Annotated in this window: 23 protein-coding genes; 10 read left to right on the forward strand and 13 right to left on the reverse strand. The window is 52.1% G+C overall.

Features of this window, described 5'->3' with window-relative positions; genetic code table 11:
* Positions 1 to 66: 66 nt before the first annotated feature.
* The 3 genes from SIB68_RS05725 to SIB68_RS05735 form a co-directional block, all read right to left on the reverse strand.
* Positions 67 to 504, reverse strand: coding sequence for a hypothetical protein (locus SIB68_RS05725; protein WP_063400148.1), 438 nt, complete (start codon positions 502 to 504; stop codon positions 67 to 69).
* A 194-nt stretch (positions 505 to 698) separates the two neighbouring features.
* Positions 699 to 2,249 carry a carboxypeptidase M32 gene (locus tag SIB68_RS05730; protein ID WP_063400147.1) on the reverse strand — a complete coding sequence of 517 codons (1,551 nt, stop codon included), beginning with the start codon at positions 2,247 to 2,249 and terminating at the stop codon, positions 699 to 701.
* Positions 2,250 to 2,342: 93 nt separating this feature from the next.
* Positions 2,343 to 2,780, reverse strand: a complete 438-nt coding sequence (locus SIB68_RS05735; protein WP_063400146.1) for a thiol-disulfide oxidoreductase DCC family protein — start codon at positions 2,778 to 2,780, stop codon at positions 2,343 to 2,345.
* Between SIB68_RS05735 and SIB68_RS05740 the strand changes: the two genes are divergently transcribed.
* From SIB68_RS05740 to SIB68_RS05765, 6 genes are all read left to right on the forward strand, one after another.
* Positions 2,740 to 3,546, forward strand: a complete 807-nt coding sequence (locus SIB68_RS05740) for a secondary thiamine-phosphate synthase enzyme YjbQ (protein WP_236068916.1) — start codon at positions 2,740 to 2,742, stop codon at positions 3,544 to 3,546. The two genes, SIB68_RS05735 and SIB68_RS05740, sit on opposite strands and share 41 nt — an antisense overlap.
* On the forward strand, positions 3,539 to 3,907 hold the full coding sequence (locus SIB68_RS05745; protein ID WP_063400145.1) for a hypothetical protein: 369 nt from the start codon (positions 3,539 to 3,541) through the stop codon (positions 3,905 to 3,907). The genes SIB68_RS05740 and SIB68_RS05745 overlap by 8 nt, the downstream gene beginning before the upstream one ends.
* A 273-nt stretch (positions 3,908 to 4,180) precedes the next feature.
* Positions 4,181 to 4,471 (forward strand): 4a-hydroxytetrahydrobiopterin dehydratase, encoded by a 291-nt coding sequence (locus SIB68_RS05750; RefSeq protein ID WP_063400143.1) that lies wholly within the window; start codon positions 4,181 to 4,183, stop codon positions 4,469 to 4,471.
* Between the two features lie 90 nt (positions 4,472 to 4,561).
* The gene (locus SIB68_RS05755; RefSeq protein ID WP_063400142.1) at positions 4,562 to 5,650 is read left to right on the forward strand and encodes a CobW family GTP-binding protein; all 1,089 of its coding nucleotides are present in this window, start codon (positions 4,562 to 4,564) and stop codon (positions 5,648 to 5,650) included.
* Between the two features lie 271 nt (positions 5,651 to 5,921).
* Positions 5,922 to 6,068, forward strand: coding sequence for a hypothetical protein (locus SIB68_RS05760; protein ID WP_011825376.1), 147 nt, complete (start codon positions 5,922 to 5,924; stop codon positions 6,066 to 6,068).
* Between the two features lie 243 nt (positions 6,069 to 6,311).
* Positions 6,312 to 7,913, forward strand: a complete 1,602-nt coding sequence (locus SIB68_RS05765) for an ABC transporter permease (protein ID WP_063400140.1) — start codon at positions 6,312 to 6,314, stop codon at positions 7,911 to 7,913.
* Positions 7,914 to 8,513: 600 nt separating this feature from the next.
* On the opposite strand, the gene SIB68_RS05770 is transcribed toward SIB68_RS05765, so the two are convergent.
* The 4 genes from SIB68_RS05770 to SIB68_RS05785 all read right to left on the reverse strand — a co-directional run bounded on the left by SIB68_RS05770 (position 8,514) and on the right by SIB68_RS05785 (position 12,930).
* Positions 8,514 to 9,230 (reverse strand): putative 2OG-Fe(II) oxygenase, encoded by a 717-nt coding sequence (locus tag SIB68_RS05770; RefSeq protein WP_063400139.1) that lies wholly within the window; start codon positions 9,228 to 9,230, stop codon positions 8,514 to 8,516.
* Positions 9,231 to 9,875: 645 nt separating this feature from the next.
* Positions 9,876 to 10,859, reverse strand: a complete 984-nt coding sequence (locus SIB68_RS05775) for a lysylphosphatidylglycerol synthase transmembrane domain-containing protein (protein WP_063400137.1) — start codon at positions 10,857 to 10,859, stop codon at positions 9,876 to 9,878.
* Entirely contained in the window at positions 10,853 to 12,085 is a 1,233-nt protein-coding gene (locus SIB68_RS05780) for a LarC family nickel insertion protein (RefSeq protein WP_063400136.1), read from the reverse strand. The genes SIB68_RS05775 and SIB68_RS05780 overlap by 7 nt, the downstream gene beginning before the upstream one ends.
* A 167-nt stretch (positions 12,086 to 12,252) precedes the next feature.
* Positions 12,253 to 12,930 carry a hypothetical protein gene (locus tag SIB68_RS05785; protein WP_196757105.1) on the reverse strand — a complete coding sequence of 226 codons (678 nt, stop codon included), beginning with the start codon at positions 12,928 to 12,930 and terminating at the stop codon, positions 12,253 to 12,255.
* Between the two features lie 151 nt (positions 12,931 to 13,081).
* Here SIB68_RS05785 and SIB68_RS05790 point away from each other — a divergent pair, with 151 nt between their 5' ends.
* A complete protein-coding gene (locus SIB68_RS05790) occupies positions 13,082 to 13,861 on the forward strand; it encodes a tetratricopeptide repeat protein (RefSeq protein ID WP_236068915.1) in 780 nt (259 codons plus the stop codon).
* Here the strand turns inward: SIB68_RS05790 and SIB68_RS05795 are convergent.
* Complete coding sequence (locus SIB68_RS05795) at positions 13,812 to 14,189, reverse strand: hypothetical protein (RefSeq protein WP_328586779.1); 378 nt, start codon at positions 14,187 to 14,189, stop codon at positions 13,812 to 13,814. The genes SIB68_RS05790 and SIB68_RS05795 overlap by 50 nt on opposite strands.
* 19 nt (positions 14,190 to 14,208) lie before the next feature.
* Here SIB68_RS05795 and xth point away from each other — a divergent pair, with 19 nt between their 5' ends.
* Positions 14,209 to 15,048 (forward strand): exodeoxyribonuclease III, encoded by an 840-nt coding sequence (xth, locus tag SIB68_RS05800; RefSeq protein WP_063400133.1) that lies wholly within the window; start codon positions 14,209 to 14,211, stop codon positions 15,046 to 15,048.
* 54 nt (positions 15,049 to 15,102) lie between these two features.
* Here the strand turns inward: xth and SIB68_RS05805 are convergent, their stop codons facing one another.
* Positions 15,103 to 16,578: an FAD-linked oxidase C-terminal domain-containing protein gene (locus SIB68_RS05805; protein WP_236068936.1), complete on the reverse strand. Its 1,476-nt coding sequence runs from the start codon at positions 16,576 to 16,578 to the stop codon at positions 15,103 to 15,105.
* Between the two features lie 133 nt (positions 16,579 to 16,711).
* Between SIB68_RS05805 and hemL the strand changes: the two genes are divergently transcribed.
* The gene (gene hemL, locus SIB68_RS05810) at positions 16,712 to 18,013 is read left to right on the forward strand and encodes a glutamate-1-semialdehyde 2,1-aminomutase (RefSeq protein ID WP_236068934.1); all 1,302 of its coding nucleotides are present in this window, start codon (positions 16,712 to 16,714) and stop codon (positions 18,011 to 18,013) included.
* Between the two features lie 200 nt (positions 18,014 to 18,213).
* Here the strand turns inward: hemL and SIB68_RS05815 are convergent, their stop codons facing one another.
* From SIB68_RS05815 to SIB68_RS05830, 4 genes are all read right to left on the reverse strand, one after another.
* Positions 18,214 to 19,992, reverse strand: coding sequence for an amidase (locus SIB68_RS05815; protein ID WP_063400131.1), 1,779 nt, complete (start codon positions 19,990 to 19,992; stop codon positions 18,214 to 18,216).
* 69 nt (positions 19,993 to 20,061) lie between these two features.
* Positions 20,062 to 20,556, reverse strand: coding sequence for a YajQ family cyclic di-GMP-binding protein (locus tag SIB68_RS05820; protein WP_063400130.1), 495 nt, complete (start codon positions 20,554 to 20,556; stop codon positions 20,062 to 20,064).
* Positions 20,557 to 20,645: 89 nt separating this feature from the next.
* A complete protein-coding gene (locus SIB68_RS05825; protein ID WP_063400129.1) occupies positions 20,646 to 20,930 on the reverse strand; it encodes a hypothetical protein in 285 nt (94 codons plus the stop codon).
* Between the two features lie 865 nt (positions 20,931 to 21,795).
* The gene (locus SIB68_RS05830) at positions 21,796 to 22,710 is read right to left on the reverse strand and encodes an SPFH domain-containing protein (protein ID WP_063400128.1); all 915 of its coding nucleotides are present in this window, start codon (positions 22,708 to 22,710) and stop codon (positions 21,796 to 21,798) included.
* A gap of 112 nt (positions 22,711 to 22,822) precedes the next feature.
* Between SIB68_RS05830 and SIB68_RS05835 the strand changes: the two genes are divergently transcribed.
* The gene (locus SIB68_RS05835; protein ID WP_063400127.1) at positions 22,823 to 23,266 is read left to right on the forward strand and encodes an NfeD family protein; all 444 of its coding nucleotides are present in this window, start codon (positions 22,823 to 22,825) and stop codon (positions 23,264 to 23,266) included.

Below are 23,266 nucleotides of genomic sequence, written 5' to 3' on the forward strand. Positions count from 1 at the left end.
GAGTTTAACCCTAAATAGATCCAACCAACTTATGCAACTACAATGCATAGAGTCGCATCAGATTCTTTAGTCGCGGCAATTAAGCACCATCCCTCCAGCCCAACAATTCTTCTCGCCCGGACCGCCCGTATCAGCAACATCAAGCATCTTAAACAATCCAGGCACACATAAAATGCCATCGCCTGTCTCTACCCAGCCAGGCGCACATTTAGAGCCCGGCTGTTCAACAGCGGTCTCATCTGTTGATACTTGATCATTCGGCACTGGCTGACTGGTTACTGAATTAGCTGGCACTCGCTGAATAACTAGCGGATTAGTGGCTGTTGGATTAATTGCCACTTGATTATTCTTCAATTGATCACTGGCTACGCCCCTAGCATCAAGCCGGATTTCAGCAACTTGCCTAGTGATAACATTACCTCCAGGAATTATCCCCATGGTGATAACAATAAACACCAAAAGCATGACGCCAATGGCAGCCAATATGCCGTTAATGCCTTTCATTTGCGACGTTCTGCTGTATCAAGCATAACGGGCCCTGGAGAAATCCCAGAAGAAAGCAAATAATTAGTAAGAACATCTAAGAGCAAAGAAAGATGCCATTCACCCAATGCCCTTCACTTCAAAGCAATTGATTTGATCTAGTAACGGCAGCAGACGTTTTCAACATAGCGCCAAATCCAGGCCAGGAGTATCTATTAAAGTTCTTGCAGATGCTCAAGCTTGTCTTCTAAGTAATCAAGGAAAGGCTTGCTCGATAAAGGTTTTCCGGTTACATGCTCCACCAATTGCTCAGCATTCATCATCCGGCCAATCGGGTGAACATGTTCTCGCAACCAAGCCAACAGCTGATGCTCATTCCCATGAGAAACATGTTCCTCAAGTGGTCCAATCGCCTGCTGCATCGCTTCTGATAGCTGCGCACTAATCAGATGCCCCATCAGATAAGAAGGGAAATAGCCAAATAAACCTTCACTCCAATGCACATCTTGCAGACAGCCCTCGCCATCATTTTCGGGAATCACACCAAGCAAATTGCTATAGCGCTGGTTCCATTGATCAGGCAAACCCTCCACCGGTAAGCCTTCTTCTAGCAGCGCAATTTCAAGATCTGTTCGAATTAAAATATGCAAGCCATAACTGAGTTCATCGGCTTCGACGCGATTCAAGCCTGGTGTTAATGGATTCATCGCCAGCCAAAGCTCATCAGCAGAGCTGAGTGGCGCGCCTACAGAGGCAAAATGAGGCCACCAGCATTCGCAAAAAGCCCTACTGCGAGCAATTCTGTTCTCCCAAAACAGAGACTGACTCTCATGCACCGCCATCGACGTGGCCTGGCCCAACGGCCAGGCAAACCATTGATGACTTTGAGCAGGTAGGCCCTGTTCATAGAGGGAGTGTCCCCACTCATGGGCGGTGGCCAAAAAACAAGACAAGGGCTGCCCAGGCACCACTCTTGTCGTGAGTCGAAAATCCTGAGGTCCAAGGGTGGTTGAAAACGGATGAGGTGATCGCGCCACGCAAGTGATGCTCAGATCCCGACCCCAGCCCTGCAGCAGGCGCTCACAAAGATCCTGCTGAGTGGTGTCATGCAAATCCCATCCCAATGAAACAGCACGAGAACGAGTCCAAGCGCGTGCCTTCTCAACTAAATCAGGCAGGCGTTGACGTAATGGAGCAAACAGCTCCTTTAGACGCGCCAAGGTCAGATCTGGCTCAAAAGGTTGGGCCAAACTTTCCCAGCAGCTGCGTTGTTCTGCCAGCTGCTGCGCCTGTTCCTGCCGCAAACTGATCAGATGCTGCAAAGCCGGCGCGAAGCAGGAAAAATCAGCCGTTGATTTAGCTTGCTGCCATCGGGCATATCCCTTTGCCTTCGCAGTCGCGAGCGCTCCCACCAAAGCAGGATCTAGGCGCTGCTGTCGCCTGAGGTCTTGCTCAAGCAGCTCCAGGTTGCGAGCTCGCTCAACAACCTGGCTTGGCTCCAACTGCCCCGCCAAACGAGCTTGCTCAAATTCAGCGCGAACCTCCACCAACAGCCCCTCAAATTGCGAACTGCTTTGACGAGCATGCAGTTGCTTGGCCAAAAGACTGAGCTGCTCACCACGCCAAGCAGCGCCCGCAGAAGGCATCCTGGTGTTCTGATCCCAATAAAGGGTGCTTTGAATCGAACCCAAAAGCTGGGTCTCGTGCAGATATTCACCAAGTCGTTGCCAAGCCAGCGCAGGCAAGGGCTGGATCCATGACTGCATCAACCTTAAACAGACGAGTGCCCTAAGGCCAAAAGTTCGTCGAGCTTGACTCCCCCTTACCCCTTAAAAGAGAGACAGAAGAGAGGTGAAAAACTAAAGCCGCTTGATGCGGCAACGGCATAGCTGATCGAGGGATTCGCGGCCAGTGAGCCGCAGGCGCAATCGAGCCCAGATCTTGTAGACCCCATCCACAACACGAGCAACACCAGGCCAGGCCGTGGGTGCATAGAGCCATCCCCATTCCACCAATTGATAAGCCTCGCGAAAGACCGCGACATCTCGCACGACTTCACCATTACGACGCAACGCATGCATGCGCCCCATCGCCTGCCGATAACTGATGCCTGCAAAGGCCTCAGGGTCATAGTTAGGGGAATCAATATCAACAAAATTCAAGCGGCCGTAACGATCATGAGCGCGTAAAAAGCTCACTTCACGGCAACAAAAAGGACAAGCCCCGTCAAATAAGAGCGTGAGCTCAGGTTCAATATTGACGGTCATCTCCTGTTCCAGCTGCATTCCTTGCGGCATCAGTCAACGTCATCCAACCACAAAGGAATTGCTGACCATTGCTGGCCATCAAGGCATAGGTCATCCATTGGCGAGTGTTGTCTTTGCCAGCAAAAGGTTTCGAGACAAGCCATCGGGTAGATATTTTTCGGCTGCTTCAGCCCCGCTGCGCATGGAGAGAGGCACAGCCACTCGCAAGCGCAGCAAGCAAAGCAATGATCGCCAGCAGACCCTTTCAGCGCAACAGCACGCCCCATTGCTGCTAGGTCAACTGTGTAGACCAAACTTAGGCAGCCAGTCACTCCCCCCAACAACGATGTCTCTTCAGCAAGCGTTACACCAGCTGGAGATCGTCACGACAGGAGAAGGCTTCACAGACCTCACTGCCCAACTCAATCATTGGATTGCCTCCTCGAGAATTAAACGTGGCGTTCTCCACCTCACGGCATTGCACACCAGCTGCAGCCTCACCATCAACGAAAACGCAGACCCACGAGTGCTCACAGATCTCTCGGCTTATCTCAAGGCTCTCGTACCAGAAGAGGGCTTCCGGCCGATCAACGGCCTAGGCGAGCGGCGTTCCTATCTCCATGACGATGAAGGGCCAGACGATATGCCCGCGCATATCCGCACAGCTCTCACCTGCAGCACTCTTAGCCTCAGCATTGATCAAGGCAGGCTGCTACTAGGCATCTGGCAGGCGATTTATCTCTGGGAACATCGCCGGAATGGAAGCCACAGGCGGGTGGCGATCCACGCGATTGGCGAAATGAACAGCCATGAATGATCTGCCTGATGAATTGTTAAAGCGACTTGATCGTTATGCCGCGATGCACGGCGTGGATCAAAAACAAGCCATCGAGCATCTACTACGAGCTGCCCTCAATCTCGCCATTCCTGATCTCTCGAAGTCCAAGCCAGTCAAGCCAACTGCTAGCAAAAAAGAACCAGCACCAAGCAGCACAGCCAACTTATTCGCACGCCGCAATGGTTCCAAAATCAACCAGTTGGTGCAGCAACGCCACAACCCTGATGCCTGGGCTGAAGATGGTGGTGCTGAGACCAACGTAGATCTGCTCGTTGATCGTCTCCACGATCTAGCTGAATCACCAGATCAGGAGCAATCGATGCCAACAGATCAAACCTGAGCCGCACAAATGCACTGTCCAATGTGCATCGTTGATCGATGCTCTGACAAGAAAACACCTCGACAACGCACCACAGCACTCAATGATTGCCAGTTCAAAGAAAAATTGTTTAGCAGTATCCGACCAGCTCGGACAACAGCATTGGATTCTCAACTGCCGCAATCACTCCTAGGGGACAACATCAAATCACCCTTCAGCCATTGCATCAGTAGAGCAACACAACACAGCAACCATCACAGACAAGAATGACTCCAAAGCTCACAACACAACCTCATGACGGCAACCCTGCTTACTGCTGAACAGCTCTCTTCCCTAGCTGAAAAGCTGCCGGGGTGGACCCTGGCGGATCAACGGCTGCAAAGGCAATGGCGCTTTCGCAACTTTGTGGAAGCCTTCGGTTTTATGACCCGTGTAGCACTGCTAGCTGAAGCCATGAATCATCACCCGGAATGGAACAACGTCTATGCCACTGTGACGATCGAGTTGACGACCCATGACGTCAACGGATTGAGCGATCGTGATTTGAAGCTCGCCGAAGCAATCAATTTGCTTGAGCCTGGCTGATCAAAACTCACTCAGGCGAAACTGCTGCCAGCATGGAATCAAAGAACGGCTGTGGTTCCGGCACCCTCCCGTTCCCCTGACGGCAAGCCCATGAACGACGCAATCGCATCCGAAGCAACCACTCAACCTGATCATGGCGAAGCGCTCGAGCAAGACCGGTGCGTACCGGTAACAATCCTCACTGGCTTCCTAGGCGCAGGCAAAACTACCCTGCTCAATCACATCCTCAGCAATCAGAAGAGCCTAAAAACCGCCGTATTGGTGAATGAATTCGGTGAAATTGGAATCGACAACGAGTTGATCGTGACCACCAGCGAGGACATGGTTGAACTCAGTAATGGCTGCATCTGCTGCTCGATCAATGGGGAGCTGCTCGAAGCGGTTGATCGGATTCTCGAACGTCCAGACCCAATCGATTACCTCGTTGTAGAAACCACAGGCCTGGCAGATCCGCTACCCGTTGCCATGACCTTTCTTGGCAGTGAACTGCGAGATCAAACCCGCTTGGATTCGATCATTACCTTGATCGACGCGGAAAACTTTAACGACCAACTCCTGGAAAGCGAAGTCGGCAGAGCCCAGGTGATCTATGGCGACATCCTGCTGCTCAACAAAACAGATCTCGTCCCTGAAGAGCGATTAAAAGAGGTTGAATCCAAGTTGGCAGACCTCAAACAAAATCCCCGCATCCTTCGATCAATCAAAGGGAACGTGCCCTTACCGCTGCTGCTAAGCGTGGGCCTGTTTGAAACCGATCGCCTACAACCAGCAGACCTTGCAGAGAGCCACGATCACAGTCATCACCACGACGATCACAGTCATCACCACGACGATCACAGTCATCACCACGATGACCACCCTGATCACCTAGCAATCGAAGGCTTCACATCCCTATCCTTCAGCAGCGATGACCCTTTTGCGCTGCGGAAGTTCCAAAATTTCTTAGACAATCAACTTCCTGCAGAAATCTTTCGTGCCAAAGGGATTCTCTGGTTCAACGAGAGCGAACGCCGCCACATCTTTCATTTAGCCGGCAAGCGCTTCTCCATTGATGACAGCGACTGGCCCGCTGAGCGCAAGAACCAACTCGTTTTGATTGGACGCCAACTCGATCACGACACCCTGCGACGCCAACTTCAGGCCTGCGTAGCAAAGGACGCCGGCAAAGGGTTCAGCTGACTCCAACCAACAGGCAAACAGATCGATAACTTCGCCCACTGCTTGCTACTCAACAGCTGCATCAATGGCCGTTACTCAACCCGCGCCAGGCGGAGAAGCTGACCAACAGCTTGATCAACAGCGCACTCAATTCTGAGGCAATAAAAACGACTGCACACTCGCTGGTTATGTTTGCTGTGCTGAATTGATACTTCAGTATGAACAAAATCAAGCTTCTAATACTTCTTATTGAGATCTACCTGGCTAAAGTGTTTTTTCAACGGAGAGGGCCATGCTTGAACTGCTGACCGCCATCACCGCCCTGGCCCTCGTGATGCTGGCCTTTTGGTTATTGGCCGATTCCGATGACGACAACAGCGGCGGCGGACTGATGGAACCCTCACTTGTGCCTATTCCGGTACGCGAGCGACGCCCCTAGAAAACCACCCCTCAATCAACTAGCTGGAAGGGAACTCGAGCACAAAAAGAAGCTGCAGGCCAGCTTTCAAAGTCATCGCAGAGCAAAAAGAATGTCGTGACTCACAATGCTGTTGAACGCAGTTGAGGTCATGCTGAGAAAAGTCGTCACCGCTGCAGAACTCTGCCAATTCCACCCAACTCCACTTGCTCAACATCAAAACCTTCTCCCTGATGGCCTCTAACGGTTGAGATTGATCGCCTGATGACCCAAGACGCCGTCCCCTCAAACTACGGCTCGAACCGCCTGCGCAAACGCCATTGGCAACCAGACCGCCTGCTTCTCAACAGCATGGCCATTCTGCTTGCTGTGCTTGCTCTCTGGCCTCTGATTGGTCTGATCCGTGAAGCACTGCAGGGATTCATCAATGGATCGGCCAGCCTTGGAGTCGATGGCCCACAACAGATTCAAGGGACCTTAACTCTGCTGATCGGGACATCTTTATTGGGTGGCCTACTTGGAACTGCAAACGGCTGGTTATTAGCAAACTGCCGCTTCCCAGGACGTCGAGCCCTACGAGTGGCTCAGCTATTGCCCCTCGCAACACCCGCCTACCTACTCTCGGCCATCCTGATCGACCTTGGCAGTCGCAATGCCATAAGAATTCATGGCATGGGCTGGGGGATTTTGATCATGGCGCTGACAACCTATCCCTACGTTTTTCTCCTCAGCACTGAAAGCTTTTCAATCTGCGGACGCCGCCAACTGGAAGCCTGTCGCAGTCTTGGGGTTGGACCGTGGAACAGTTTTCGACGCATTGCTCTGCCCATGGCTTTGCCAGCGATTGGTGCCGGGATTGCCCTGATGGGCATGGAAGTCGTCAATGAACTCGGGGCTGTAGCACTACTCGCCATCCCAAGCCTGTCAGCTGGCATCGTTGAGACCTGGCAAATGGAAGGCAATCCTGCCGGTGCCATTGGACTAGCCATGATCGCGCTGATCATCGTGATGTCACTGGTGGGGTATGAACGCAGACTGAGACGACGCAGCCGCCGCTGGACAGAGGGTGTCGCTGGTGGCGATTCTCCAGCCTGGCAGCTGCACGGTGTACGCGCTCTGTGCGCTCAGTGCCTAGCCCTCCTTCCTCCCACGATCACTTTGGGCGTCCCCCTGCTGTGGGCCATCCTCAATCTCGATCAACTCGAACAAGGGATAGATCCTGATCTAATCCCACTAACAGAACGCAGTCTTGGACTTGGGCTGGCAGCAGCAAGCCTGGCCGTGGTAGCAGGTCTGATCCTTGCAATCGCCAAGCGTTGGTCATCAACTCGCTGGATGGGCAACCTCTCATTTATGGCAGGTATTGGTTATGCCATTCCAGGAGCTGTAATGGCCATTGCGCTGATGCCATTCAACGGTGCTCCATGGAACCTCGCCTGGATTCTGCTGCTGCTGTGGGGCTATAGCGATCGCTTCTTGGCAGTTGCAAAAGGAGGACTCGACGCTGCCTTCGAGCGCCTCTCCCCAAGCCTGGATGAGGCCGCTACTGGACTTGGCTATCAATGGCAGGAGGTGCTTCGACGCGTTCATCTGCCTTTGCTGAAAGGTCCCCTAGCGGTAGGAGCACTTTTGGTTTTTGTCGACACGGTTAAAGAACTACCTCTCACATTTGTTCTGAGACCCTTTGATTTCGACACCCTTTCTGTAAGGCTGTACCAATACGCCGCAGATGAACGCATGGCGGAATCCATCTTGCCAGCACTGATTATCATCGCTCTGGGATTAATCGCTTCGCTGGCATTGGTCCCAGGGCTCGATCAAGGGGAACGAAAAAAGCCTCCTTTAAGTAAAGAACCACTCACTTAGTTTTGAATACTTCAAATGATCTTCAACAAGAGTTTTGGGTCAGCTTCAGATAGGCAGACCCCTATTCAAAACCACAGACTCATAACAAGCGAAAATTGCAAAGAGAGACTCGACAGACAAAACCCTCTACTCCACAACACTTGCTACAGATAAATCACTTATTTGATACGAGATTAGCAGCATGCGAAGACTAAAATATTGGCATCTTTTGATTGACTACCAAATCATTGAAAAATCCGATAATGCGCTTCTAATACGCCTATTTCTTGGCCTGGCCGCTTTCCTTTTACTACGATTAGTCGGAGTTACAGTTGAAATGGACTCGCCAATTTGGCATACAACCAATGCCCCACTTGGCTAAACACACAATCAAGCAACCTCTCTCTTAGACCTATTACATTGAACGAGGCTTAAGTTGCTTCGAGCCTATTAATATATGGAGCCTATGATGCTTACACTTGTTGTTACTGGCTCTGATATCAGGCAACGACTAAGCATCTTTTCTCTTAGCAAAGTTGCAGGGCATGAGTTAATTCTCTCCAGGCTATTGGAGCTGTTCATGGCCAAGGTAAAGCATTGATTTTTCAACCAAAAAATTAGCTAAAACCCTTTCGCCTCAGCCCTCTGGGATGAAAGGGACACGTTTCGATTGAACTGAGAGGTGGTGGGCTGATCCTCTGGCTTGGGCTGATCATTTGGCTTAGGCAATGCCAAAACATTAAAAGCCAATGACCAGCGCTCTCCTTCACCTCGAAAAGGCATCACAGAATGAGGTTGCCATGCCGGGAAAACATAAAACTCACCTGGCACTGGCAAAACATAGTGCGCCATTCCCGTGCGAAAACTTTGGATGTGCCATTCCTCAGGGCCATGAAAACAAAGCTGACCATCAAAACTCTCTGGCCTGATCTGAGATGGCACTTGCAGGAATGCAACACCCGAAAAACTTCCACCATGGGTATGGGTCGGGTTGTAATCACCAGCACGTTGACTGTTCAACCAAACATCCACCATCTGCAGCCGATAGCGGCCTGGTGTCCATGGGCCACGTCCTTGCGGAGGTTGCCGATCAATCACATGACGAATCCAACGGTCACAACCAGGCAAGACAGCTTGATTGCAAAAATTCTGAACTTCTAGTTGGTTGAGAGCAAGCTCTCTTTGTTGGTTGAGTTGCCCAGCCAGCTTCGCCGATGCATCAGGGCTGTTTTCTGGATTCGCGAGAACCTGAGCCGCAAGACTCTGCAGGCTGCTGAGCACTGAGGGTTCAAGCTCCCCCTTGAGGATGGACCTTGGGAAAAGGTCAAGAACATCCATGGCCAGTTTCTTTGCTAGCAACAGTGTGATGCATGCGATACAAATTTATGTTCACAACGAACCGGTGCTTAGCCAAATCAACGAACACAAGAAGATTTCAGAGAACTTCTTGCAGTTCAAACCAATCCAAGTAAATTGAAAATTTTCGCTAGAAGCGATGATAAGCAAAGTGTAAAAGCCACTGCATGAAAGAGAATTAGCAAGCTGCTTTTCTTTTGGCTCAAAGAGAACTTTTCAGCCCAGAAGCCTATCTTTTAAGGCTTTAGCCTCCAGCCATGATTTCATAGATTGACAGTCATTAAGAGAAATTCTACCCCTAGAGTGACCCAAGAAACCATAATCTCTCCAGCACTCTCTATCGCAAGGCTCAAGCAACTTCGCAACAAGAAATGCCATTGATTCCGATCATTTGACCCAGCCCTTTTCAGCCATGCAGAAAAAGTAAAGGCCAAACCATATCCAGCAACAAGGCACCCGGATTGATCTCGACTCAACAACACAGAGAACGTTCTACTTAGAGCCGCAAGATTTATCAATGCTGTCGCTAATCTGAAATCATCAATAAGGGTTTCAGACTTTTATAGACAATTTAATTTTTGAAAGTCGAGACATCTCATCACCTCATTGCATGCGCCGTCTGCCTCGCTAATGCGCCTTCTGTCGCTTCAATAACGCACGATCCCCCGCAACCGCAGCAGCGGCAAGCCCATCGGCAATCGTTGCGATCACCCTGTAGCAGAGCACCACCGCTAACAAGGGCGCTTCCGGCACCTCAGAGCCCACTCGCAACAAAAGAGTGGCTTCAAAAACCCCTAGCCCTCCAGGCGCTGCAGGAACAACCAAGCCCACAGTCCAAGCCAAGGCAAACGCTGCCAACCATTCCCCCATCGTCAAGCTGGTACTCAGCGAAAACGCCATCAAACAACACCAAAATCCAGCAAAGCGAAACGCCACGAAGAGCATCTCCATCACCAGCGAACCCCAGGGGTAGTCGTCTCGTCCACTGCCCAATGATTCTGCTGAGACACCACCAACCAGACCCGCATCAACCCGATCGAGCTGCTTGGCTTTGGCACGTTCTAAGCGTCTGAGCAGGGGCTCTCTCCAGCGAGGTATCAACAACATTGCTGGCAAGCAACAGGCCATCGCAAGGCCTGACTGCCAACCTCCGAAGGGAACCCAAAGCAGGGCTGCTACGGCCATGAGCAAGGGCTCGAGCAACACAGAAGCCAATGCAGGCCCGGCCCCCAGATGGGGCCTTAACACCCGCATTCGTTCAACCAAATGCCAGATCCCGCCAGGCAGATACTTGAGCAGATTGCTACTCAGGAAAAGGGGAATCAGTGATATTTGCCTGGGTCGATGGCCCAACCAACCCACCAACACTCGCCAAGCGAGTGCATTCACCACGAGGCTCGACCAGCTGATGCCCACGCCAAGCACCAGCCACCAGCAGGCCAGGCCACTCAGGGAAAGCTGACGCAACTGTGCCCCATGGCTGACCAATGCCACCGCCACAAAGGCAAGACTTGCGAGCGTGATCCAGAGTCGAAACCCACCTGGGAGAGCCACCTTGCCCAGCCAAAACCTCAACCCCCGCCCATGGCGAATCAAGCCTGAGATCACCATGTCCAATCCTCATCTGCAACAAAATCCTCCGAAGCCAACAACACTTCACGGCGTAACTCCTCCAGAGAATGGCCCGTCTCAACACTGAGGCGAAGGAGATCGTCATGCTCCGGCTTGACAGTAAGAATCCCTTGAGGTCGCCGTACCTGCTTGACACGCACTGAGCCCCATGGCGTGGGACAGGATCCCCCACGACGAGGCAGCACCCATCGCCCATGAGAGTGCTCCCGCAACCCCAGAGTCGTTCCCTGAGAGAACCACACCACTCGCAACCCAGGAGCCTGTTCAGCAGTCACCAATGCCTTCACACTGACCCCCTGGCGACCTTTTTTCATCTGCACTTGCTCAGAAACAACATCCAACGCTCCGGCATCCCTCAACTGATCACTGAAAACGGCAACGTCCTCAGGCGTGGCGTCATCAATCCAGGCTTCCTGCACAACCACCGACTGCCATCTCAAACCAGCCATCTCTTCTTCAGATCGCTCTCTCGCGAAACCATCGAGCTCACAGATTCGCAGGATGTTTGGGCGATCAAGAGTGCGGTGTCCCAAACCCACGCCAATCGCGTTGATTCTTAGCGACGGAGGCTGACCAAAGCGCTCTGCCAGCACAGCCATCAAGGCAAGCCCAGTCGGAGTGGTGAGCTCACAAGCCGGGAGGTCATCACCAACCTCGAGGCAGATTTGATGTCTTCGGGCTAGTTCCAAAACGGCCGGGACCGGAACCGGCAAGAAGCCATGAGCTGTTGCCGTCTTGCCTCGCCCCGCCGGCGGTACGGCGCAGACAATCTGTTCGGGAGCCAAGTGCTCAACAGCCGCACAAACGCCCACCACATCAACCAAAGCATCGATCATGCCCACTTCATGAAAATGCACCTGCTCGATGGGGTGACCATGAACCGCAGCCTCTGCTTCCGCCAAAGCTTTGAACACCGTCAATACCCTGGCGCGCAAAGGTTCTGACCAATCAGCCTCCATGATCAGCGCTCTGATGTCATGCCAAAGCCGACCAGGAGACTCCAAGTCGAGCCCTTCGACGGATAACCTCAGGCCCCTCAAGCCAGCGCTGCGGTCCTCTGCGACCGTAAGGGCATAACCCTGCTCAAGGCCAAGTCCTGCAAGAGGAGCCTCAATCACGGCCCGAGGCACACCCAGATCCAAAAATGCGGCCAGGAGCATGTCACCAGCCAGACCAGTTGGGCAGTCAACAAACAGGGCCGTCATTGCCCCTGAGGAAGTCCCTTGGGAAACTGACCAAACCAAACATAAACAGACTTCCAATACAGCTTGTCAACCGCCAAACCAATAGCAATCACAACGCCTAAATAGACAGCCAATGCAGCGAAAGATCTAACACCAAGGCTTAAGCAGAAAGGTTGGATCAACGACATTCAGTTATTGGGCTGGCTACCGCGTCCATCCCGTCGAACAAGGGAACCTCTTCCACCTCGCCCCTTGCCACCGCGAGTAGGCATCGGCCCCATCACTTCATAGTCTTCAAGGTGAAGCTGCTGCCCACGACGTCGCACCTCCAGGCTCACAAAATGACGCAGGTTACTGAGGGGCACATCCCCTTTTAATTGCAATTTGAACGGCAATGGTCTACTGCCATCAGCCCTAGGCTTCTGGCGAACCTTCAAAACCAGGTCACCGGTTTCAGGCCTGGTATAGATCAATTCACCACGAATAGAAAAGTAGTCGTCCCCTTGAGGAAGCTGATCTTCAATTTCCAAGCTGGAATCACTCGAACGCTCTGAATCACTTTCATCAAGCAAGGTTTGTTTCAGGGTGCTGGGCTCCCAGATTCCAGAGATCTGTAGATGCAGATGATCCGCTTCGCGGCAGCGGGGATAGACGACCCATAGATGAGGTTGATCCATGGCTAGATGACGACGCATCAAGGTGAGCACCCGGCCTAGGACAACAGCCTCAATCTCAACCCCGTCAGAATCCACCAGGAAGCCTCGAGTGAACTGCTCAGAATCTTGCGGCCGATAAGTGCCTCTTACGACACCGATGGCCCTGTACTGCAACGGCTCAGTGGCCGCAGGAATCGGATGGTCGCGCATCGAAAAAAAGGGCATCCACTGGCCCAATTGGAAATCTAGCCAGCATTCGTGAACCGTCCCAGACTGACCAGGTAATTTTCTGCTCGCTGAAGTGCTTAAGCCCGAAAGGATTCTGCCCTCCCGCGGGATGATCCTTCTGATCACTGGGCTCATGACCGCCTCAGCACTGGCCTGGTTTGGAGCGCAATTAATCGCACCTGAGTCAAGAGCTCTGGGCAATCGAGAGATCCTCAATCGGCAGGTGAAAGATCTGCTAGATCAACAAAATAATGGTGATCTGAACACAGAAGAACAGCAGAAGCTGCTGGAGCGATTGCTGGTCCTAGGCCGCAACGAGGAGGCAATGAACCAAATTGAACTGCTAATGGCCAGGCAGCCAAAAACCTGGTCATGGAAGTTGATGCTCGCGGAACTAAAGCGCGAACAGGGAGATCGCGATGGAGCCCGGAAGGACATCAACCAGCTAATGACCATCCAGCCTCACAACCTCGAGGTCCTGCAACTAAAGATCTTGCTTGACCTAGAGGCCGGGAGAGAAAAAGCAGCCGTGACTGAACTCAAAAAGAGATTTGAGTCCAAAACGAAAGGCAAGCGCATACCCATAGGGCTTCTCCTGGCAGATTTGCAGCGCCAGACAGGACAAACCAAGGCTGCCGCTGCGCTCTATCGCGTTCTATCGAATGAGTCACCAACAGACGCACGTCCCTTGCTCGCTCTTGCTCTGATGCGGCAGGAGCAAGGCCAAGACCAGCAAGCACAAACTCTGCTTCAAGAAGCTAGAGAACGCCGTAACAAACCAGGCGAAGCGGATCCCTTGATTGATGGCCTGGCGAGTCAGTGGAGGCTTAACTCAATCCGCACAAAAGGTTCAAACACTGTCCTCAGGGCTGATTCACCGAAGCCTCAGAACTCTCCAATTCCAGGGCCTTGAGGGCTGCATCGATTGCATCAGAAGGAGCTGTGGCATCGTCCATTGCTGTGGACCTTCGCAAACGATTCATAAGGTCCATCGGATTGGTGGCATCGAGAATCGTTCCTTTGTCGTTGTTCCCCGGAACGGTGTTGTAAAGATCACGCTCCTGAGGTGTCTGATAGTCACCTGAAAGCTGTGCTTCAGCAGGATCGACAACTGTTGTCAGGCTGAGCAAGGCAATTGGCAGTGCAGCCAAACCAAGCTTGCGCAAGGTATGAAGACCTAAGGGGGCTCGGTTGATCAATGACGCATCCCCAAGTTCACTAAGGCTAATGCTAATTGTCATGGTCAGATTTCCATGACCTGTGCAGATCGCTACCTGGAACGTCAACTCAATTCGCACCCGCCTCGATCAGGTGCAAGCTTGGCTACAGGATGCCCAACCCGATCTACTTTGCCTCCAGGAGACCAAAGTGGATGATCCGCTGTTCCCTCACGAGGTCTTTGAAGCTCAGGGCTATCAAGTGCACTTTCACGGACAGAAGGCCTACAACGGCGTTGCAATCGTTAGCCGCCAACCTCTCGAAGATGTGCGCCGGGGCTTCACTGATGAGCTCCCAGAGGATGCCGAAGCCTTGCAACTGGGAGAGCAAAAGCGCGTCATCAGCGCGCTCGTTAACAACATTCGTATCGTCAATGTCTACGTTCCCAACGGTTCCGCTCTGAAATCGGAGAAATATCCCTACAAACTCGAATGGCTGAGCTGCCTAAACCGCTATCTGAGTGCACAAGCGAAACGGGATGAACCCCTCTGCCTCGTTGGGGATTTCAATATCGCCTTGGAAGCAAGAGACATTCATCATCCCGAACGACTAACGGGCGGGATTATGGCTAGCGAGCTTGAAAGAGAGGCTCTTCTAAACGTTCTAGGGGACCGGCTCCACGACGTGTTCCGCGTGTTCGAACCAGATGCCAACCATTGGAGCTGGTGGGACTATCGAAGTGGTGCCTGGGACCGTGATCAGGGTTGGCGTATTGATCACATCTACCTATGCGATGAGCTTCTCAGTCAGGCCAGAAGCTGTGTGATTCACAAACATCTAAGAGGCCATGAAAAGCCTAGTGATCATGCCCCGGTAACCGTAGATCTCAACTGGCCTCCAACTGATGACGATGAGGAGATGTCGGAATTATTCAGCAATTGAAGGACATGATTATTTAAGGCAATAGTCGCAGTCAAGGATTCACCTCCGGAGCAGTCAGAATGCCTTGGCTTCTGAAGGCATCTCAAGACCTTCTGAAGTCAAGATGACCTGCCGCCGAGCCGACTCACCACAGCTTTTTGGAGTGGGGAAAATTTTGTCAGGATTGGCCCGTCCATCTGGATCGAAGGCTCTTCGTAGCAGTTTCATTGTGGACAGATCATCCGCTGCAAACATCCAATCGAGATAACAGCGCTTATCAGCCCCAACCCCATGTTCACCAGTAATGCTGCCGCCAACATCAAGACACTCAAGCAGAATGGCTGACCCCAGATCCCGAACACGAGACTCCACATCAGGCGTGTCTGCGTTGTAGAGGATTAAAGGATGCAAATTGCCATCGCCAGCATGAAAAACATTGGCCACCGGCAACTCATACTCCCGACTAAGCCTCTCGATTGCCGTGAGCACCCTCGGCAAAGTACTGCGTGGCACGACACCGTCCTGCACGTAATAGGTGGGTGAAATCTGCCCAACCGCAGCAAATGCTGACTTGCGTCCCTTCCAAAGCAAGGCACGGTCAGCAGCCTCTTCTGCACGACGAATGGTCCTCGCTCCTGCCTTGCTACAAAGTCCACTGGCCTGGTCTGCGGCCACAGTGACTTCCGCCGCCTGACCATCGAGCTCGATCAGAAGCACAGCCGCGGCATCACGAGGGTATTCGTCGAAGCCAAACAGATCATTGACTGCATTAATCATGAAGTTGTCCATGATCTCCATACCCGCAGGTAAAACTCCGGCAGCGGTGACCTGGCAGACCGCCTCGCCAGCAGACTCCATGGTGGGGAAATCTGCGAGCAGCACAGTCACATGTTGCGGCGCCCGCAAGAGCCGCAGAGTGATCGCTGTGGCGATCCCCAGGGTGCCTTCGCTGCCAATAAAGGCCCCACGTAGGTCGAGCTCCGCATGCTCCGACAGTCCACCACCGAGAAGGGTCACCGTGCCATCAGCAAGCACGACTTCAAGCCCCAGCACATGATTACTGGTGACGCCATATTTAAGACAGTGCACACCACCGGAGTTCTCGGCCACATTGCCGCCGATGCTGCACACCACCTGACTGGAAGGATCAGGGGCGTAATAAAACCCTTCCCCAGCGACCGCCCGAGTCACCCAACTATTGATCACGCCTGGCTGCACCGTAATGGTGTGGTTATCAAGGTCCATCGAAAGGATCCTGCGCATGCGACTGGTCACCACCAACAGCGCCTCTTGCTCCACTAATGCACCTCCCGAGAGCCCCGTACCACTACCCCTAGCGACAAAAGGGATGCCATAGCGATGACAACAAGCCAAGATCTGAGACACCTCCTCAGTGGTCTCGGGCAACACTGCCAAAGGAGGACAATGACGATCGATGGTTAACCCGTCACAGTCGTATACGAGCAACTCTTGCCGCTTTGAGACCACCGACTTCTTCGGCAAAAATCGCCTTAAGTCACTGTCTAGAGCAGTCCAGTCGTGGGACACCATGCCCGCGCATCTGTCCAACAACCTAGGCAGCAAACCCAGAAGTAAACGGATGACCTGACACAGTTCATCCGCTTCTGACCTTTTTGGGTCAAGATGGCGAACGGTTCGTATCAGCCACTTGGCTTCGGTCCCTGTGACAGCTTCAGCCTTGAACACCAGCCGCTCCCAGGCGATTTTCAGCGCCGCCCAGCGCTTAATGCCTGGTGGCGTTAGTTCTCCAGTGCGAGCATTCCGCTCCGTAGGCGGTCAACCGATCGTGTTTGACCGCGTAAAGGGTGCCTACGCCTGGGACGTCGATGGCAATCGCTTCATCGACTACATCGGCAGCTGGGGGCCCGCAATCTGCGGCCATGCCCACCCAGAAGTCATCGTCGCTCTACAAGATGCGATTGAAAAGGGCACAAGCTTTGGTGCCCCATGTGAGCTAGAGAATCAACTAGCCGAAATGGTGATCGACGCCGTGCCCAGCGTCGAGATGGTCCGTTTTGTGAATAGCGGCACTGAGGCCTGCATGTCTGTACTGCGGCTGATGCGCGCATTCACTGGCCGCGACAAGCTCATCAAATTCGAAGGCTGCTATCACGGCCACGCCGACATGTTTTTGGTGAAAGCTGGGTCCGGGGTGGCAACTCTCGGTCTACCCGACTCACCAGGGGTTCCCCGCAGCACCACTAGTAACACCCTCACTGCGCCCTACAACGATCTCGAGGCAGTCAAAGAGCTATTTGCCGAGAATCCTGACGCAATCAGCGGGGTGATCCTTGAGCCGGTCGTAGGGAATGCCGGATTCATTACTCCAGAGCCTGGTTTCCTGGAAGGTTTACGAGAACTCACCCGTGAACACGGAGCCTTGCTTGTGTTTGATGAAGTCATGAGCGGTTTCCGCATCAGCTATGGAGGTGCTCAGGCCCGATTTGGCGTCACGCCTGATCTAACCACCATGGGGAAAGTGATCGGTGGTGGGCTCCCCGTTGGTGCTTATGGTGGCAGAGCCGAGATCATGGAGATGGTGGCCCCAGCAGGCCCCATGTACCAAGCCGGCACGCTGAGTGGCAACCCGCTGGCCATGACGGCTGGCATCAAGACCCTTGAGCTACTCAAGCAAGAAGGCACCTATGAGCGCCTAGAAAGCACAACAGAGCGCTTAATTAACGGCATTCTCGAAGCAGCCAAAGCAGCAGAGGTTCCCATTACGGGCAACAGCATCGGTGCGATGTTCGGCTTCTTCCTTTGCGAAGGCCCAGTACGCAATTTCGAAGATGCCAAAGCAACCGATGCCGAACTCTTCGGCAAGCTGCATCGGGCCATGCTCGAAAGGGGCATCTACCTAGCCCCAAGTGCCTTCGAAGCAGGCTTCACATCCCTTGGCCATTCCGAAGCAGACATCGAAACTACCCTGAAGGCATTCCGCGAGAGTTTTGCAGCATTGGCGTGAACAAACAACGAAAATAGAGAGCTGTTCTTACAGCTCTCTTGCGCAAATACAAGCCAGCTAAGCCAAGGGGTTACATCTAGAACTAAAAGTTGGGAAACGAGAGTTAATTCAATTCTCGTTTTTTAGCAATCCCTAATTCTGCCTGTTTTTGCGGAGTAGAAACCTCTCAAGAACAGGAAAAAGCTGGATAAGCAGAGCAGTTATTCACAAGCTTGGACAGACTGTTGATTTGCCTGAGCGAATTTTTGCGTTTGCTGCTCAAAAAACCTTTGATAAGCAGCTGGCTCAATACTCTGACCATTAGCATCCTTCAAGAACTGCTTATAACTATGCCAACCAGCCTGAGTAATAAAGTAATTGATTCCTTGAACACAAATATCCTCGAAATGAAAGTCATTCTTGCCAACGTTCAATTCAGGCAAAGGCCTGCCTGGAAGACCAGAAGAATATGCCTGCGCAAGGCCGATCAAATCCCCCTCTCCATATTGAAAACCAATCAATTCAAAGCCAATAGGCATCGCTGGAGTTGCCGATGTCCAACCAGCAATCAAAGCAATTGCCGGCAATCCGGAGTTTGATGCAACAGGCGATTCCGTTGTGGCTGTGCGATACATATCATCGTAATAGCTTGGGGGTTGCCAAGAACTAAGCGGCATTAGCAAAGCATCAATGCCATCTTCTCGCATCAATCCCTCTACATAGTTTCGATTCTTCTCAAAAGTCTTTAACGCAGAATCATATCGATCGCTATACTTTGGCGCAATGCTTTCCATATACCCTATGCAGGCTTTCTCGCCTAGCCGTGTGCGACCAGATAAACATATGTCCTGAAGGCTCCTTCTGGTCGACGCAAAAGAACCTAGGTATTGATCAATATCTTCCGCCTCGCCCGCCATATTATTGTCTCTGTTCGTGTCAAATAAGGGCAGATTGATTTCAACCAGTGATGCAGCCTGTCTCTCAAGCCTGGCTTTGACCTGATTGAATATAGCCATTGAAGACTTATCGCTAGCATCAAAGACCTCATTGCCTGCAACACTGCGAATTACGCCAATTCGCCTTCCATCAAGGGAAGCATTTTTTAAATTATTTGCATAAGAATCTGTGCGCGGCACTTGCTTCGTAAAATGATCATCAGGGTCAGATGTGTTTGCTATCGCAGCAAGGCCAAGAGCAAGATCAGGAATCGACCTTGCCATCACGCCAGCGACTCCATCCAGGTTGCCTCTCGGGAGAATTCCTGAATGACTGATCAGACCCGTGCTTGGGCGAATGGCATAAACCCCATTGAAGACTGCAGGCACTCTGACCGAGCCACTATTATCCGTACCGATCCCCAACACAGCAAAGTTCGCACTCACTGCAACTGCAGAGCCTCCGCTTGAGCCACCTGAATTTTGATTAGGGTCATACGCATTGCCAATCCTTCCGCTGCGGCCACTAATCCCTTCCCCGCCGGAAGCCAATTCATCCATGGCGGCTTTACCAATAATGATGCCGCCAGCGGCTCGTAATTGATTAACCAAAAAAGCATTGCTGACTGGCTGAGAGCCAAGCAAAGCCAACGTCCCAGAAGTAGAAGGAGTGTCAACGGTATCAATATTATCTTTAACAGCAATCGGGATGCAATGCAAAGGACCAATCAGTTTATTGCTTTGTTTAAAATGCCTATCCAGAGCCTTTGCCTGCCTGACTGCATTCGGATTAAGTGCAACAAATGCATTCAGAGGAGCTCCTCTTTCGAGGCTAAAATTATACTTCTTGATTCGATGCAAAAAGCTCTGAATTAATTGCTCACAATCAATCCTTCCCTCTTTAAAAGCATCATGGATGGATTCAATTGTAGACTCATTAATCTGAAATTTCTGACTGCCAAACTGGCTGGCCATAGACTTCTCAGTCATAAGACAAGCCATGCTCAGAGCAAGCGCAAGCCTTATGCCTTGGTCAAATATCTTCAGCCCCTTCGAATGATTCATATCTAATACTTAAACAAAGAATTTTGCTGTCAGTATTACACACACATCAACATTCACAAGAGCATTTCATTATCGATAATTTTCAAACTGAAGCGGCACATCTAAATCATCTTCCTTGCTTTTGACTAACTTAATCGCTGCTTGCAGATCATCCTTGTTTTTGCCGGTGATCCTCAAACTCTCTCCTTGAATCGCCACGGTCACCTTCTTCAGCTCATCGCGCACGGACTTGCTCAACTTCTTGGCGAGCTCCTGGCTTAAACCCTTGCGCAGCTTCACCACCTGCTTCACCCGGCTGCCACCAACTGCCTCCGGCGTCTGAAAATCGAAGATTTTGAGCGAGAGGTTTCGTTTGGTGGCCTTGGCTCGCAGCACGTCCTCCACCGCCTTCAACGTCATATCGCTGGCAGTGGTGATCAACACTTCGCTCTCTGTTAACTCGATCTCAGTATTTGAATCCTTAAGGTCGTAGCGCTGTCCAACATCCCGACGGACCTGATCCAACGCATTCACCAACTCCTGACGATCAAAGTCCGAGACAACATCAAAGGAATAGGTCGCCATATCTAAAAACGATTATGAGCTCAACCTACCCAACATCTCAGCAAGATCAGGCCCAAGTTGGCCTGATCTTGCTGAGATGGGCTAAAGGCTCAGGATTCTTTGCAGTTTGCCCCGATAGCGAAGCCTGCAACCAAGCCAATTCCAGCGCCACCCATCCCAGTCATCAACGCAAAACGATGCTGATCGGTCATCTGGCCAACGAAGTGAACACCAGCTGCAATCACTCCTAGTCCGTAGGCAACCACGAGAACCACATCCAAATTCGCGGGCTTCTTGATCAAAGATGAGCCTCCTTCGCGGACCCTGCGGACCTTGGCCTGCGCTTCATCAATCTCCTGCTGGAATTTTTCCAGGTCTCTCTTTGGGTCGTCCATCTCAAATCAAGCGAAGGAAGCGTTGGCGGTGCGGAGTTCCGATCGCCCCAGGCGTTGCAAGAAGTGGATCAATCCCTTCACCACTGCCTGATACACGGTCCGCTTCTAAACAGAGAGCTCTCTACCATCAACCCATTAACGGTATTGACACAGCCTAGAGAACCTTTGTTTTGAGGAACTAATCATTTTCAGGCCCTACTTGGCGAAACTCCCTTCTCATGGTTCACCCGGTCGTTGTCGGTTGCTTGGCCAACATCCAGGCGAAGCGCATTACTGCTGAGAGCAATGTTTAAAACATTTGCCAGAGATAAGAAAGCCTGCGAATTAAGCCCAAGAGAACAGCTTTGCATCCTTCAGCCAACTCAATTGAAGCGCTAGAGAATCCCCCAGTGATCAGCCTGAGGTTTCCATTCTCCTGGAACCGACTGATCCCCATCACCCGGCCACGCAAAGACATTAGTAACTGTTTAGGGATCTGTCATGCGCAAAAACACTGCTCATGGCGCTTCATTTGCCGCTAAGGCAAGTAACAACTACTACATATGGAGATGGTGGGAACTCTCGAACAGAGAGAGTGAATGGCACCTCACGATCCAATAACGAGAAAAAGTCCCATCAGCGAGGCCCGGCGTCATCAGCAAGGGCTTTTTTGTTGCTTCTCATGATTTAGATCCTGCAGCAAAGTTCCCTAGCCAACCCTGCTGCAGGATCTAAATCCAGGCTCAAAGGATGGCTTCTCTGCTTAAAACTCAAGGCAACCAGCACGCACACTCACAAAACAGAACCCTTTGAACCGCATGACCAAAAACCCTGACCTAGCCGAGTGCTTGAGAGCTAAACCAGCTAGCGAATAGCCATAACAAACTCAGCTATCTGATTTCTGAAAAGCCTTGAGTGCCGAAAGCAAAGCAGCTGGGCTTTGAGGATCAACCATCAAAACACTTCCTGCTGGTGCAGCAGCCATCTGCTCGCCCATAGCCATCCATTCTTTAGCCAACAAAAGCCTCAAAGCCTCCTCCGCTCTGGGGCTGGCCTCCAAAGCCCGAGCAATCTCCAGGGCGGCTTCCGCCTTGGCGCGAGCAAGGGTTGACTGCTGCTTTGCCTGGGCGTCAGCTTCTAGTAAAAGGGCTTCCTGCTGGGCGCGAGCATCTAATACCAACGCTTCAGCATGACCACGAGCCTCATTGAGCTGAGCCTCTTTCTCGCCCTCAGAACGAAGAATGGCAGCACGTTTTTCCCGCTCTGCTGTCATCTGTTGTTCCATCGCTTGCTGCACCCCTCGAGATGGAACAATGTCTCGCATTTCAACTCGCGTGACTTTGACCCCCCAGGGATCTGTGGCCTCATCCAACTCCCTAAGAAGGCATTCGTTCACTTCTGTACGGGTGGTAAATGTCTGGTCAAGATCAAGCTTGCCCATCTCGGCTCGGATCTGAGTGAGAACGAGATTCACCATCGCCGCCTGCAGATTATCCACCGAGTAATAAGCACGAGAGTGTTCAAGTAGCTGCCAATACACCACCGCATCCACCTCGATCGAAACGTTGTCACGAGTGATGCATTGCTGAGGAGGAATATCCAAAACTCTCTCCTTCAACGACTCGTAACTGACCACCTTTTCAACCATGGGGAGAACAAAAGAAAGGCCAGGCTGCAGTTCACGATCGAACTTGCCGAGCCGCTCCACCAAGCGCGAGCGTCCACCACTCGTAATTTTGACACTGCCACTTCCCAACAAGGCAACTAGCAAGAGAGCTGGCAAACCAAGAAACGCTTCCACAATGTTCTTCCTTTGTAGGCAAAACCTAGGTCCGTAAACGAACCACGGCAAAGCCCTTCCAAACAGCTTTCTCTTCTCCAAAGTAGATAGAGAAAGCCCTGCACCCTATCCCTTGCCTTCGCCCACCTGGATTCCTCTGATCTGGCTCGCCGTAGCTGGCCTACTCCTAGCCATTGAGCTGGCTCAACCGAGCTTCGATGGCCTGATGTTCGCAGCGCTTGGGGCCTTAGTGGTATCGATTTTGACTGCAATCACTCCCATGCCACTGATTTTGCAGATGATCTTCTTCCTGCTGATCACGGTTTTAGGGACTCTCTGGCTGACTCGTTGGTCAGCCCGCCGCAACCCCAGTCCAGATGGGCTTCGCCAACGCGAGGATATCGCCGAAGTTCTGACGCCAATCAAAGCTGGAGGAGATGGGCGTGTGCGTTGGCATGGGCAAAGCTGGGCCGCCAGTTCGATCGACCTGGAGACTCCAATAAACGCCGGTGATCAGGTCGTGGTAATGGGCCGTGAAGGCACACAACTACAGGTTCTGCCACTGCCGCGTCGATGA

Origin of the sequence: Prochlorococcus sp. MIT 1323 (genome assembly GCF_047304905.1) — a bacterium.
Lineage (GTDB): Bacteria > Cyanobacteriota > Cyanobacteriia > PCC-6307 > Cyanobiaceae > Prochlorococcus > Prochlorococcus marinus_D.